Origin of the sequence: Pseudomonas poae (assembly GCA_028869255.1) — a bacterium.
GTDB lineage: Bacteria > Pseudomonadota > Gammaproteobacteria > Pseudomonadales > Pseudomonadaceae > Aquipseudomonas > Aquipseudomonas poae_C.
In genome coordinates this window covers 4095816-4108343 of the sequence record CP110972.1, presented here as the reverse complement: position 1 = coordinate 4108343, position 12528 = coordinate 4095816, and the positions used below count along the sequence as shown (strand labels likewise).

The window sequence follows — 12528 nt, the reverse complement described above, 5'->3', positions numbered from 1 at the left end:
TGCCCCGTACTAAGGGGCAACTCATGGTGGGCGGTCAAAGGCTGAAATCACCTTCCGAGACCAGCTCGCTCAACGGTTTGCGCGGGCTTGGCGTTTCACGACCTTGCAGGTATTCCGGCAGGGTCGATTTGTCCCCCAGCTTGCCGACGGCCACGGCTGCGTGCAGCGCATACCCTTCTGGAATCTTCAGCTCTTTGCGCGTCAGCTCCTGATCGAAGCCGGCCATGCCGTGGGTGTGCCAGCCGCTGATGCTGGCTTGCAGTGCCAGGTGGCCCCAGGCGGAACCGGTGTCGAAGGTGTGCCACAGCGCCGGGGTTTCTTCGGTGGCGCCGGGGGCGATGAAGTCGGTTTTCGAGGCGATGATCACCAGGGCCGACGCATGCTGCGCCCAGTTACGGTTGAATTCATTCAGCAGGCCCAGGAAGCGCTCCCAGTCCGGCGTGTCACGGCGTGCGTAGAGAAAACGCCAAGGCTGCGAGTTGTAGGCCGACGGTGCCCAGCGCGCAGCTTCGAAGAAGCTCAGCAGGGTTTCCTGCGGGATGCTCTCGCCGGTAAAGGCGCGAGGCGACCAGCGGTCGGTGAACTGGGTGTGGATCGGATAGTCGGCAACACGGGTCATGAGCAGTTCCTGATCGTCAATTCGGCGTTCAAAGCTACTGCGCGGCCGCTAGACTGACAAGTGTTGTTACACCGCCAGTCGTAAGCGCTTGGTTATAAGGGACTAGGGCACTAGACTGGCGGCCTTTTAATATACCGCTACCGATGCAGAGCCATGGCCGCCAAAGTCGAACCTTTCTGGATACGCAAAACCCTTGAACACCTCGACTGGGAGGAGTGGGAGTCGTTATGCGACGGCTGTGGCCTGTGCTGCCTGCAAAAGCTTGAGGATGAAGACGACAACAGCGTCTATTACACGCGCATCGCCTGCAAGCTGCTGGACCTGAAAACCTGCCAGTGCACCGACTACCCCAACCGCCGCGCCTCGGTGCCCGACTGCATCCAGCTCACCCCTGGCCAGGCCGATCAGTTCAAATGGCTGCCGCCGACCTGCGGCTACCGCTTGGTCAGCGAGCGCAAGGACCTGCCGTTGTGGCACCACCTGGTTTGCGGCGACCGCGACGCTGTGCACCATGAACGCATTTCCCAGTCCGGGCGCATGCTCAGCGAAGGCAGCGTGCCCGAAGATGACTGGGAGGATTACCTGATTTTCCGCGCGGGTTGAAACGGAGTGTGTATGAGGGTGGGAATCAAGCTGGCGGCAAGCCTGGTGTTGCTGACGCTGAGCCAGACAGGTTGGTGCGCGAACAAAGTCGACCTGGATTATCACGTCAAATTCCTGCCCCAGAGTGATCAGGCCGAGGTGCGGGTGAGCCTGTCCCAGGGCTCGGCGGTGCGCAGCCTGAACTTCGACCTGGGCCACGACGGCGACTACAGCGACTTCAAGGCCGATGGCCAGTGGAGCGTCAAAGACCACCGTGGCCTGTGGCAGCCCGGCGCCAGCAAGGCCAGCCTGACCTATCGCGTACGGCTCACCCATGCACGCAAGCCGGGTATTTATGAAGCGCGGATGACCCCGAGTTGGGCGCTGTTTCGCGGCGAAGACCTGGTGCCGCCCGCACGCCTGGACCAGCAGGACGGCGTCGAGCTGGTCTCGCGCCTGGTGTTCGAATTGCCGGCGGGCTGGAGAAGCATCGAAACCGCCTGGCCGCGCATCGGCAAAAACAAGTTCCGGATCGACAACGTTTCGCGCTTGTTCGACCGGCCCACCGGCTGGATGCTCGCCGGCAACCTCGGCAGCCGTCGAGTGCGCCTGGGCGAAAGCGAGGTGACGGTGGCCTCGCCCAAAGGCCAGGCCATGCGCCGCATGGATGTGCTGACCTTGCTGACCTTTGTCTGGCCGCAAATTGAAGCGGCGTTCCCGCGTCACCCGGCCAAGCTGTTGGTGGTGGGCGCCAGCGACCCGATGCGCCGTGGCGCCTTCTCGGCACGGGACTCGATCTACCTCAACAGCCGCACGCCGCTGGTCAGTGAAAACGGCAGCAGCCCGCTGATCCGCGAAGTGGTGCAGGCGATTGGCCGCTTCAACGATCACGACACCAGTGACTGGATCAGCGAGGGCCTGGGCGAGTATTACGCCATCGAGCTACTGCGCCGTGCCGGTGGGATCACCGATGAGCGGTATCAGGCGATACAGGCGCGATTGACCCGGGAAGGCAAGGACGTGACCAGCCTGCGCGGCGAGCACATCAGCGGCGCGACGCTGTCACGGGCGGTGCTGGTGCTGCAGGAACTGGACCGCGAGATCCGCGTGAAAACCCACAACAAGCGTTCCCTGGATGATCTTGCGCAGGCGGTGATGCGGGCCAACAGCATTACTACGGCGGAATTTGTGCAACTGGCCGAGAGCATCCTTGGCGAGTCGTCGGTGGTGCTGGACTCAAAACTGCTGCGCTGATCCGAAACCATGCACCAAGCCAAAATGTGGGAGGGGGCTTGCTCCCACATTTGATTGGGTTCAGCCGAACTATTTGGTGGCTTTCTCGGCCGCCACTTCGGCTTTGGTCTTCAAGTTCTTCAACTCGGCACCTGCGCGTTCGATCTTTGTGCGCACGCTGTTCATTTCCTGGCGACCCTGTTCCAGCTTGTCCTTGAGCGAGCTGTGCCCGGTAAAGCCACGGGCCAGGGCCACACCGCCGATCGCCACCTGAATCAGGCCGAAAATCCCGCCACGGCGCAGGCCTTTGCCCACCATCATCACGCCACCGGCGACGGAGCCGATGCGTTCCCAGCCATGTACGTTCTGGGTGGGCCGGGTTTCAAACGGGGTGTGCTCGATGATAGGTCGCAAGGTTTTGCTGTCGCTCATGATCCGTCTCCAACAAGGGCAAATGTAAATAGCTGACTGTTTGTGGGCACCGGATGTTCCAAAAATATCAGTACTTGGGGCCCGAACGGGTGTTGTTGCCCTTGGCCAGGCGGTCGTAGAGCACCACGTTGACGGTGGCGGCGAGGTTCATGCAGCCGGTGGTCGGGATGTACACCACGTCTTCACACCAGTCGCGGATCTCTTTATCCAGCGAGCCGTCTTCGGGGCCGAAGATATACAGCGCACGGTCCGGGTGGGTGTATTCGGGCAGCGGGCGGGCGCCTTCCACCAATTCTACGGCGACCGGGATGCAGCCCAGCGGCAGGATCTTTTTCAGGTCGTCGATGCCGATCAGCGGAATGTCGTGGTGGACTTTCTTGGTGTCGGTGATGAAGTCCCGCGCACGCTCGTAACGCACCCCGGTGTAGAACACCGAGGCCACGCCGTAGCAACCGGCGGCACGCATGACCGAGCCGACGTTTTCGGGGGATTTGGGGTTATACAGACCGATGCAGCTGTAGCGTTTATTGCCCACGGGGAAGGGTGCCTTGGAGAAAAACGGCGATTATACGGTGATTAGGCGGGGTGCGGTGTTGTCTGGGCGCTCGCTATCGCGGGCAAGCCCGGCTCCCACAGGAGAATGCATTCCACCTGTGGGAGCTGGCTTGCCTGCGATGAGGCCGGAACAGCCAGCGACGAACGTCAGTCGTCTTTTTTCATCAACCCCGCCAACGCCGCGAACGGGTTGTGCGTGGCCTTGGCAATCGTCGGGCTGCTGGTGGAGCCTTCGCCGAAGTACTGCTGGTCGGTATAGCGCGAGTGTTCGTTGTCGTGGCAGTACAGGCACAGCAACTCCCAGTTGGAACCGTCCTGGGGGTTGTCATCATGATTGTGATTTCGATGGTGTACCGTAAGTTCGCTCAAGCGTTTGCCGGCGAATTCACGGGCGCAGCGGCCGCAGACATGGGGGTACATCTTCAAGGCTTTGTCGCGGTAGCCCATTTCCCGATCACGCTGGGCATCGGCAAGGATGCGGTCCAGCTTGGCGGTGTGGGAGGGCGGGTTGGTCGAGCTCATCATGGCTCCTGGCTATTTGGTGGTCACGGATAAGGTTGATTCTAGCCGCTCGCGCTGTAAATGACCGCTGGCTTTTTCAGCAACGGTACAGCCCGGCACCGGCAATCGTTTGTAGTATCGGCTCATTCAATTTCATAAGGATCTGAAACCTATGCGTTTACCTACATGGACAGTTGCACTGCTATTCAGCGTACTGACGGCTCAGGCCCAGGCGTTCTCGACACCCCAGCCCGGCCAGGTGATCGAGGTGGCCCTCGACCAGTTGCACCCGACCCAGGCGGTGATCGGGTTCGACCAGATTTACTACAGCCTGGGGTTGTTCGCCGACAAGCCTTCGAAAGTCTTCGATGACTACTGCGAAACCAATGGCCAGGGCGAAGCTGACAAGGTGCCTAACGGGGCCGACCTGCACAAACCGTCGAGTTTCACCTGCAAGGCGCCGGTGGGCACTCACCCCGAAGACATGAAAACCGTGGTCGTCGGCCCTGCCGGCCAGTTGTACCTGACCGACGGTCATCACAGTTTCACTACCTTGTGGGAAGCCACCGGAGGCGGGCCACGCTTGAAAATGTGGGTCAAGGTGACCGACGACTTCAGCAACAGCCCGGACCTCGCCACGTTCTGGCGGCGTATGGAGGCGGCCCGCAAGGTTTGGCTCAAGGACAATCAGGGCCAGACCCTGTCGCCGAACGAACTGCCGGCTCAGTTGGGCTTCAAGAATTTGCAGGACGACATGTTTCGCAGCCTGGTGTATTTCACACGCAAGGCGGCTTATGCCAAGCCGGATGATGGCTCGGTGGCGCCGGAGTTTTTGGAGTTCTACTGGGGGAACTGGTTGCGTACGCAGGTTGATTTGGGGCAGTACAACCTGAACAAGAAAGGCGGTTACAAGGATGCCATTGAAGCTGTGGCCAAGCGTATGGTCAGTCTGGCGCCGGGTTCACAGGTGGGGGACAGTGGTTTTACTGCGCATCAACTGGGGGGATGACCCAGCTGGATCGCGATGAGCTGGAGAAGACCTTCGACAAAAAAGTGCCGTATGTGATTGATTATCGGAATTCCCGCCGTTAGTGCGGTGGGATGGGCATTTTTATGGTTTTAGGGGGGAGGTGGGGGTGTTGGGGGCATATCCGTTGCTGCGGTTATGGCTGAGTATGGTTCCGCTCTTACAGCGGGTCACTTTTGGAAGGACCCAAAAGTAACCAAAAGGTCCTCGCCCCATCACTCGGCACCTCGCCTCCGGCTCGGTGTGCCCGAACGCAGGCTTGAATCCGTGGGCCGCCGCGATGGGCCATCCTTGGCCCAGCGCGGCTAACCCGGCTCCTGCCGGGTTGCCCACGGATTCAAGCCTGCGTTCGGCCATCGTGATTGACGGGGCGTCTCAGATCAACGTCAAAAGCAGAGCACGGCGGCCTGGTAGCCGACCTGAGTGGTGTAGATCAAGAGCGGGATCCCAGTGGATTGGCTTTTCTGTGGGAGCTGGCTTGTCGGGTCGCCGCATCGCTGCGATGCAGACACCTCGGTACATCAGGCAAACCCATTTGATGCCATCGCAGGCAAGCCAGCTCCCACATTTGTCCGAGGTCGGCTGTCAGGCCGCCGTGCTTTGCTTTGTTTTTGATCTGGCCCTTACATCCTTTGCGCTGACGAAGTCAGCGATCTTTTGCGCTTTTGATCTTGATCTTGATCCTTGGCGCCCCGTTAAACACGCTGGCCGCACGCAGGCTTGAATCCGTGGGCAACCCGGCAGGACGCCGGGTTAGCCGCGCTGGGCCAAGGATGGCCCATCGCGGCGGCCCACGGATTCAAGTCTGCGTGCGGGCACACCGAGCCGGAGGCGAGGTGCCGAGTGTTGGGGCAAGAGCCCTTTGGTTACTTTTGGGGCTCTTTTCCAAAAGTGACCCGCTGTAAGAGCGGAACCATAAGCAGCCGTTACCCAAATAACGGATATTCACCCCCCAACAGCAACTAACCCGCGCGCAGTCACCCATACTCAGCCCTTGAGCTTTTCCGCAATCCAGATGGTATGCCGCGTCCCCTTATTGCCATGCGCAAACACCTGCACCTCTTCGGCCTTGAACCCAGCCTTACGCAGTTTGTCGCTAAACAACTTGTCAGCGCTGGCAGACCACACCGCCAGCACCCCTTTGGGCCGCAAAGCCTTGGCGCAGGCAGCCAGGCCACCGGCGGAGTAGAGCCAGCTGTTGGCCTTTTGCGTCAGGCCCTCGGGCCCGTTGTCCACGTCCAGCATGATCGCGTCAAAGCCCTGGGGTTCGGCCTGCAGCACCTTGGCCACGTCTTCCATACGGATCACCGTGCGTGGGTCCAGCAGCGGGCGGCCGGATTTTTCGCCCAGCGGGCCACGGTTCCACTCCACCACGCCAGGCACCAGTTCGGCCACGACCACCTCGGCGGTCTTGCCCAAGTGCTTGAGCGCCGAGGCCAGGGTAAAGCCCATGCCCAGCCCGCCGATCAATACGCGTGAGCCCGGCCGACCCGCGACCTTGCGACAGGGTATTTCCGCCAGGGCGTCTTCGGAACCGTGCATGCGGGTGTTCATCAACTGGCCGCCATCACCGCCCTGGATCTTGATGACAAAATCCTCACCGTATTCGAACAGGCACAAGGCACCGCCGTTGTCGGGGATCGGGGTGGTGTCGAGCAGAACGAAACGTTTCATGGAAATCTCATTGGGAAGGGCATTCTTGCGCGGTTGGGAGTAGCCTTACGACATTCCGGTCAGGCCATGGAGCCATCGATGAAGTGCAGCATTCTAACGGTCATTGTGCTTGGCGCGCTCACATTGGGTGCGGCGCAGGCGCAGGAGTTGCAAACCGTGCCGGTCGCGCCCGACCCAACCCCAGGCGCGCCGGGTACCCCGACACCGACGCTGTACCCGCAAGTCACGCCACCTGCCGTGCCCAAGACCAACGGCTCGCCACCCTTGGTGCCGATTGTGTTGCCGACGCCGCCGAAGGACCAGACGGTGCCCGGCCTGCAGCAAAACGACAACAAACCGAAGACCCCGGGCGGCTAGAACTGTTGGTTGAGTAGTTGCCCGTCCGCCATGCGCAGGCGTTTGGACAGAGCGATGGCAATCGCACGGATGATCTTGGCGGCCACCCTGGGTGCTTCGTTGAGCATTTTTTCCAGGGAGTCCTTGCCCAGGTTCAGCAGCACGCAGTCACTGGCGGCCACGCAACTGGCCGAGCGCCGCTCGCCGTCAAGCACCGCCATTTCGCCAAAGGCCCGGCCACTGCGCAGGGTGGCAATGGTCAGGCGCTGGCCGCCAGGGTTGGTTTTTTGCACCGCCACCTGGCCGCTGTGGATGATGCACATAAAGGTGCCGGCGTCGCCCTCGAGAAAAATTACCTCGCCCTTGGCAATGCTGCTGATATTGAAGTAGCCGGCGGCCACGTGAAAATCTTCCGGCAGCAGCGGATCGAACAGGCCGCAGTCCATCAGCATGTCGCGAATTTCGTTATTCAATAAAGTCGGTTGGGACATGGCTGCAATCTTGGTCCATCAATCAAGTAGGCGGTCCTGTGTTCAGACAGGGCCGCCACACTAAGTTCCTTAAACCAGGCCCAGCGCCTTGAACACAAATGCATATTCGAGCGCTACGTCACGTAATCCCTGATAACGCCCGCTCATGCCGCCGTGGCCGGCACCCAGCTCGGTCTTGAGCAGCAGCAGGTTGTCGTCGGTCTTGGTATCGCGCAACTTGGCCACCCATTTGGCCGCTTCCCAGTACTGCACTCGGCTGTCGTTGTAGCCGGCGATCACCAGCGTGGCCGGGTAGGCCTGGGCGCTGACGTTCTCGTACGGCGCATAGGCTTTGATGCGCTCGTACACCTCTGGCTCTTCGGGGTTGCCCCACTCGTCGTACTCGGTGATGGTCAGCGGCAGCTCCGGGTCGAGCATGGTGTTGAGCACGTCGACGAACGGCACTTCGGCAATCGCTGCCTGGAATAGCTCCGGGCGCTGGTTGAGCACCGCACCGATCAACAGGCCGCCGGCACTGCCGCCGCTGATCGCCAGTTGCCCGGCGGTGGTCAGGCCGTCGGCGATCAGGTGTTCGGCGCAGGCGATAAAGTCGCTGAAGGTGTTCTGCTTGTGCTCCTGCTTGCCGTTGCGGTACCAGGCTTCGCCCAGCTCGCCGCCGCCGCGTACATGTGCGATGGCGAATGCCACGCCGCGGTCCAGCAGGCTCAGGCGCGCATGCGAGAACCATGGGTCAAGGCTGTGGCCGTAGGCGCCGTAGCCATACAGGTACAAAGGCACAGGCTTGCCGAGCTGGTCGCGCTTGACCACCAGGCTGATCGGCACCTGGGTGCCGTCGGCGGAGGTGGCCCACAGGCGCTGGCTGACATAGTCGTCGGCGTTGAACACGCCCAGTACCGGGGTTTCCTTGAGCACCAGTTGCTCGCCTTTAGCCAATTCAAGCTGGCGCACCTGGGCCGGACGGTTTAGTGCTTCATAACGCAGGCGGATCTTGTTGCTGGCAAACTCCAGGCTGTTCTGTACGTAAAGACTGTAGGCGGCGTCAGGCAGTTCCACGCGATAGGCCGGCAAGCCCTCGGGGTGCACTTCGATCACCGGCAGGCCGCCGATGCGCAGGCTCAAGGTCATGGCGCCGGCATTCAGGCTTACGCCGTCGAGCATCACCTCATCGCTGTGGGGGATCAGGTTCTGCCACTCACTCTCGGCCGGCACGTCGCCGATGTCGGTAGCCACGAACAGTGCGTAGTTGATGCCGTCACGGTTGCTGCGGATAAACCAGGTCCACGCGCCATTGAGCTGGCCGTGGTCGACATCGTATTCATGGTCTTCGACACGTGGCGCCAGGCAAGTGAAATCCAGGTGCGGCTGGTTGGCGTCCAGCGCCCAGATTTCGCTGGTGGTCTTGCTGCCCAGGGCCAGCAGCAACTGGCGCTCGGAGCTGGAACGGTAGCAATGCAGGAAGAATCGGCCGTCGGGCTCGTGGAACACTTCCTGCGCCGCTGTACCGTCCAGGCGGTAGCGATACAGCTTGTGCGGGCGGTGGGTGTCGTCCAGTTCGCCGAAGAACAGCGTCAGGCTGTCATTGGCCCAGGTCATGCTGCCGTCGCAGTTCTCGAACGCCAGTTCGCTGACCTTGTCGGTGGCCAATTCCTTCACGTACAGGGTGTAGATCTCTTCGCCACTGGTGTCCAGGCTGTAGGCCAGGCGCTGGTGGTCGGGGCTGATGCTGAACGCGCCCAGGGAGAAAAAGCCGCCATTGGCCAGCACGTTAGGGTCGAGAAGCAGTTCTTCGCTGCTCTCATCCACCGCGTTACTGTCATCCGCCGGGCGGTGGCAGCGGTAGTGGCGGGCATATTCGTCACCGGCGGTGGTGCGCGTGTAATACAGGTACGGGCCCCACGGGGAGGGCAGGGACAGGTCGGTTTCGAGGATGCGGCCCTTGATCTCTTCGAACAAGGTTTCGCGCAGCGCCTGCTGGTCGGCCAGTTGGGCTTCCTGCCAGGCGTTTTCGGCCTTGAGGTAATCGAGGACTTCAGTGCTGTCACGCTCTTGCAGCCAGGCGTACGGGTCCTGGCCTGGCGCTTTGCGGGCAATCGGGGCGTTAGATGACGGCATGGATCACTCTCTGTCTGGCGGACGGTGGCAGGCATTGCAGCCGCGACACGCAAAAGCCGTTATCATAGCCGCCTGTTTGCCTACCTTGCCATGGACACCATGACCGAGAACGATTATCTGACCGCTTGGGGCCTTTACGCCTTCGCCGCTTTGGGCTGCTTGTTGGTGTGGTGGCGCATGACCCGCTGGATCTGGCGCTGGTTGCGCGAGCCGCTGCAATTGCTGATGGCGGTGCTGCTGTTCAGCCCGACCATCGTTGATCCGGTCAAGACTCAATTCGCACCCGCCGTGGCCATCACCGCGCTGGACCTGGTGCTCAAGGTCGGCAATAACGCCTGGCGGGCCATCTCCGATCTGTTTATGTACACCATGATCGCGTTTGGTGTGTACCTGGTGATCGTGCTGATCCGCTGGCCCATCGAACGTGCCGCCAACGCCCGCCGTGAGCGCAAGGCTGCGGTTGATGCGGCCCTGGCGGCCGAGCCGCAGGATGAGGACGATGAGCTTTACCGCCGTCCCGCGCCTGTGAGCGGTATGCGGGTCGAACCGCGCCTTTAACGTTGTCCGCCCTGCAGCGAGAGCCCTGGCATGTGTGAATTATTGGGCATGAGTGCCAACGTCCCCACCGATATCGTGTTCAGCTTTACCGGGCTGATGCAGCGCGGTGGGCGTACCGGCCCCCACCGCGACGGTTGGGGGATCGCCTTCTACGAGGGCCGCGGCCTGCGCCTGTTTCAGGACCCGGCCGCCAGCAGTGAGTCGGAAGTCGCCCTGCTGGTGCAGCGCTACCCGATCAAAAGTGAAGTGGTGATCGGCCATATCCGCCAGGCCAATGTGGGCAAGGTGAGCCTGGCCAATACCCACCCGTTCGTACGCGAACTGTGGGGCCGCAACTGGTGTTTTGCCCATAATGGCCAGTTGGCGGACTTCCACCCCCGCGCCACCTTCTACCGGCCGGTGGGCGATACCGACAGTGAAGCGGCGTTCTGTGACCTGCTCAACCGTGTGCGCGAAGCCTTCCCGGAGCCGGTGGACATCGAGCAGATGCTGCCGGACCTGATCGCCGCCTGCGCCGAATACCGCAGCAAGGGCGTGTTCAACTGCCTGCTCAGCGATGGCGACTGGCTGTTTTGCTACTGTTCGACCAAGTTGGCGCAGATTACCCGGCGCGCACCGTTTGGCCCGGCACGCCTGAAAGATGTCGACGTGATCGTCGATTTTCAGGCCGAAACTACGCCCAATGATGTGGTGACGGTGATCGCTACCGAACCGTTGACCGACAACGAAAACTGGACCCGCTACGAACCGGGCCAATGGAGCCTGTGGCGACGCGGTGAATGCGTCAGCCAGGGCGTTACCGAGTAAGGATAGTGACCATGTTGCTCAGTTATCTGCGGTTGGTGCTGTTTGCCATTGGCTTGTTGGTCGGTGTGCAAGTGCCGGGGTTTATCAATGACTACGCCAAGCGCGTTGAAGCCCACCTGATCGAAGCCCAGACCGGCTTGCGCGGGTTTGAATCGACTGCGCAGCAGTTCTTCAAGGGTGACTTGCAGGCGCTGGTCGCCCATTACCGCGCCAGCGACGACCCGGTATTCCAGAGCGACGCCAACAGCCTGGGCGCCATGCTCGATCGCCAGGTGGCATTGGATAAACAATTCCAGGCCATGCAAGGCCCTTGGTACATCCGCGCCCTGCAAGTGGCCGTGGCGGCCGACCCGGATATCCGCCTGGAGACCTGGAATGGCTACAGCTACCAGATCCTGCTGACCCCCGAGGCCATGGGCTGGGGCCTGGGCGGGGCGATGCTGTTGTCGTTCGGCATCGAGTGCCTGTTCCGGCTGATCGACTGGGTGGTGCTCGGCGGCAAGCGCTTGCGCCAGAGCCGGCCGATTGAAGAGCGAGACCTGAAGGGCCTCTAAAATGTGCGAGCTGGCTTGCCTGCGATAGCGGTGAGTCAGCTTGCACAGTTGCCACTGATGCACCGCTATCGCAGGCAATCCAGCTCCCACAGGTTTAACCCGATTTTGTCAGCACCATTCGCTCCTCACCGACCTCTTCGGCATACCGCGCCACCACCTTCTGGCACAGCCCGACTATCTCCTCCACCAATTCCACCCCCACGCGCCACGACACCACCACCTGCAAGTTCGGCAGTTTCTGCGCCATCGGCAGCATCACCAACTCGCCACGCGCCAGTTCTTCGATGACCAGCACTGGTGGCAGCGCGCCCACCCCGAACCCGTCGCGCAGCAAGCGGGTAATCGCCGACACCGAATTCACACAGTTCATGCGTGGCGCGGCCACGCCGTTGGCCTGCATCAGGCTCAGCACGTCCTGGTGCGGGTGGGAGTTTTTCGAGTAAGTAATGATGCGCTCCTGGGCCAGCTCGGCGAGGGAGGCATAGTCGCGGTTGTAGATCGACTGGCTGGCGACGATCCACGCCATGGGGTGGCTGGCCAGTTCCAGGCTGCGCACGGTTTCGAGGCGCAGCAGGTCGGTTTGCAGGATCAGGTCGAGGAAGCCTTTTTGCAGCTGATCGCTGAGGTTCAGTGCGGTATCGGCGACCAACTCGATTTCTACCAGCGGGAAATGGTCCATCAGTTCCGCCACCAATGGGCTGAGCCAGGTATGGATAACGGTGTCCATCGCGCCGATACGAATGCGCCCGACCTTGCTGCTGGTGGTCTCCAGGGATTGCTTCAACCCCTGCATGGTCACCATCATCTGCTCAGCATAATCGAGCACCTTGAGGCCTTCCGGCGTCAGGCTCACGCCCCGTGAATCACGCAGAAACAGCTTCACCCCCAACTCGCTTTCAAGCACCGCGATGCGGCTGGAGATCGAGGCCTGGGTGGTGAACAGTTTCTCGGCGGTCAGGCGAAAGCTCTTGAGCTTGGCCACCCAGACGAAGGTTTCGAGGAACTTCAAATTCATGGGATCAACTTTTTCTTATGCATGGATCGGTT

14 protein-coding genes and 1 pseudogene are annotated in these 12528 nt (G+C 61.3%); 7 read left to right on the top strand and 8 right to left on the bottom strand.

What is annotated here, in order from left to right:
• Window positions 1-34 precede the first annotated feature (34 nt).
• On the bottom strand, window positions 35-619 hold the full coding sequence (locus LRS56_18545) for a nitroreductase family protein (GenBank protein WDU60852.1): 585 nt from the start codon (window positions 617-619) through the stop codon (window positions 35-37).
• 153 nt (window positions 620-772) lie between these two features.
• Here LRS56_18545 and LRS56_18540 point away from each other — a divergent pair, with 153 nt between their 5' ends.
• Both LRS56_18540 and LRS56_18535 read left to right on the top strand, forming a co-directional pair.
• Window positions 773-1222 carry a YcgN family cysteine cluster protein gene (locus tag LRS56_18540; protein WDU60851.1) on the top strand — a complete coding sequence of 150 codons (450 nt, stop codon included), beginning with the start codon at window positions 773-775 and terminating at the stop codon, window positions 1220-1222.
• 12 nt (window positions 1223-1234) lie between these two features.
• Window positions 1235-2455, top strand: coding sequence for a hypothetical protein (locus tag LRS56_18535; protein WDU60850.1), 1221 nt, complete (start codon window positions 1235-1237; stop codon window positions 2453-2455).
• A 69-nt stretch (window positions 2456-2524) separates the two neighbouring features.
• Here LRS56_18535 and LRS56_18530 read toward each other — a convergent pair whose 3' ends face one another.
• From LRS56_18530 to LRS56_18520, 3 genes are all read right to left on the bottom strand, one after another.
• Window positions 2525-2866 carry a DUF2892 domain-containing protein gene (locus LRS56_18530; GenBank protein ID WDU60849.1) on the bottom strand — a complete coding sequence of 114 codons (342 nt, stop codon included), beginning with the start codon at window positions 2864-2866 and terminating at the stop codon, window positions 2525-2527.
• Between the two features lie 67 nt (window positions 2867-2933).
• Window positions 2934-3401: an RNA methyltransferase gene (locus LRS56_18525; protein ID WDU60848.1), complete on the bottom strand. Its 468-nt coding sequence runs from the start codon at window positions 3399-3401 to the stop codon at window positions 2934-2936.
• 167 nt (window positions 3402-3568) lie between these two features.
• Entirely contained in the window at window positions 3569-3943 is a 375-nt protein-coding gene (locus tag LRS56_18520) for a YajD family HNH nuclease (GenBank protein ID WDU60847.1), read from the bottom strand.
• A 151-nt stretch (window positions 3944-4094) separates the two neighbouring features.
• Between LRS56_18520 and LRS56_18515 the strand changes: the two are divergent.
• Window positions 4095-5014 (top strand): annotated as a pseudogene (locus LRS56_18515) (ParB/Srx family N-terminal domain-containing protein).
• Between the two features lie 922 nt (window positions 5015-5936).
• Here LRS56_18515 and LRS56_18510 read toward each other — a convergent pair.
• Complete coding sequence (locus LRS56_18510; protein WDU60846.1) at window positions 5937-6623, bottom strand: hypothetical protein; 687 nt, start codon at window positions 6621-6623, stop codon at window positions 5937-5939.
• A 78-nt stretch (window positions 6624-6701) separates the two neighbouring features.
• Between LRS56_18510 and LRS56_18505 the strand changes: the two genes are divergently transcribed.
• Window positions 6702-6980 (top strand): hypothetical protein, encoded by a 279-nt coding sequence (locus LRS56_18505; protein ID WDU60845.1) that lies wholly within the window; start codon window positions 6702-6704, stop codon window positions 6978-6980.
• Here LRS56_18505 and LRS56_18500 read toward each other — a convergent pair.
• Complete coding sequence (locus LRS56_18500) at window positions 6977-7450, bottom strand: cyclic nucleotide-binding domain-containing protein (GenBank protein WDU60844.1); 474 nt, start codon at window positions 7448-7450, stop codon at window positions 6977-6979. The two genes, LRS56_18505 and LRS56_18500, sit on opposite strands and share 4 nt — an antisense overlap.
• A gap of 69 nt (window positions 7451-7519) precedes the next feature.
• Window positions 7520-9562 carry a S9 family peptidase gene (locus tag LRS56_18495; protein ID WDU60843.1) on the bottom strand — a complete coding sequence of 681 codons (2043 nt, stop codon included), beginning with the start codon at window positions 9560-9562 and terminating at the stop codon, window positions 7520-7522.
• A 24-nt stretch (window positions 9563-9586) separates the two neighbouring features.
• Between LRS56_18495 and LRS56_18490 the strand changes: the two genes are divergently transcribed.
• From LRS56_18490 to LRS56_18480, 3 genes are read left to right on the top strand one after another with little or no spacing between them, the layout of a single operon-like run.
• Complete coding sequence (locus LRS56_18490; GenBank protein ID WDU60842.1) at window positions 9587-10120, top strand: MFS transporter; 534 nt, start codon at window positions 9587-9589, stop codon at window positions 10118-10120.
• A 30-nt stretch (window positions 10121-10150) separates the two neighbouring features.
• A complete protein-coding gene (locus LRS56_18485) occupies window positions 10151-10927 on the top strand; it encodes a class II glutamine amidotransferase (GenBank protein WDU60841.1) in 777 nt (258 codons plus the stop codon).
• Window positions 10928-10938: 11 nt separating this feature from the next.
• The gene (locus LRS56_18480) at window positions 10939-11481 is read left to right on the top strand and encodes a DUF2937 family protein (GenBank protein WDU60840.1); all 543 of its coding nucleotides are present in this window, start codon (window positions 10939-10941) and stop codon (window positions 11479-11481) included.
• Between the two features lie 94 nt (window positions 11482-11575).
• Here the strand turns inward: LRS56_18480 and LRS56_18475 are convergent, their stop codons facing one another.
• Window positions 11576-12496, bottom strand: a complete 921-nt coding sequence (locus LRS56_18475) for a LysR family transcriptional regulator (GenBank protein WDU60839.1) — start codon at window positions 12494-12496, stop codon at window positions 11576-11578.
• Window positions 12497-12528: the final 32 nt, after the last annotated feature.

Bases quoted from the DNA above. Each gene is read 5' to 3' on its own strand.
- LRS56_18545 (WDU60852.1), bottom strand. From the start codon at position 619: ATGACCCGTGTTGCCGACTATCCGATCCACACCCAGTTCACCGACCGC.
- LRS56_18540 (WDU60851.1), top strand. From the start codon at position 773: ATGGCCGCCAAAGTCGAACCTTTCTGGATACGCAAAACCCTTGAACAC.
- LRS56_18535 (WDU60850.1), top strand. From the start codon at position 1,235: ATGAGGGTGGGAATCAAGCTGGCGGCAAGCCTGGTGTTGCTGACGCTG.
- LRS56_18530 (WDU60849.1), bottom strand. From the start codon at position 2,866: ATGAGCGACAGCAAAACCTTGCGACCTATCATCGAGCACACCCCGTTT.
- LRS56_18520 (WDU60847.1), bottom strand. From the start codon at position 3,943: ATGAGCTCGACCAACCCGCCCTCCCACACCGCCAAGCTGGACCGCATC.
- LRS56_18510 (WDU60846.1), bottom strand. From the start codon at position 6,623: ATGAAACGTTTCGTTCTGCTCGACACCACCCCGATCCCCGACAACGGC.
- LRS56_18505 (WDU60845.1), top strand. From the start codon at position 6,702: ATGAAGTGCAGCATTCTAACGGTCATTGTGCTTGGCGCGCTCACATTG.
- LRS56_18500 (WDU60844.1), bottom strand. From the start codon at position 7,450: ATGTCCCAACCGACTTTATTGAATAACGAAATTCGCGACATGCTGATG.
- LRS56_18495 (WDU60843.1), bottom strand. From the start codon at position 9,562: ATGCCGTCATCTAACGCCCCGATTGCCCGCAAAGCGCCAGGCCAGGAC.
- LRS56_18485 (WDU60841.1), top strand. From the start codon at position 10,151: ATGTGTGAATTATTGGGCATGAGTGCCAACGTCCCCACCGATATCGTG.
- LRS56_18480 (WDU60840.1), top strand. From the start codon at position 10,939: ATGTTGCTCAGTTATCTGCGGTTGGTGCTGTTTGCCATTGGCTTGTTG.
- LRS56_18475 (WDU60839.1), bottom strand. From the start codon at position 12,496: ATGAATTTGAAGTTCCTCGAAACCTTCGTCTGGGTGGCCAAGCTCAAG.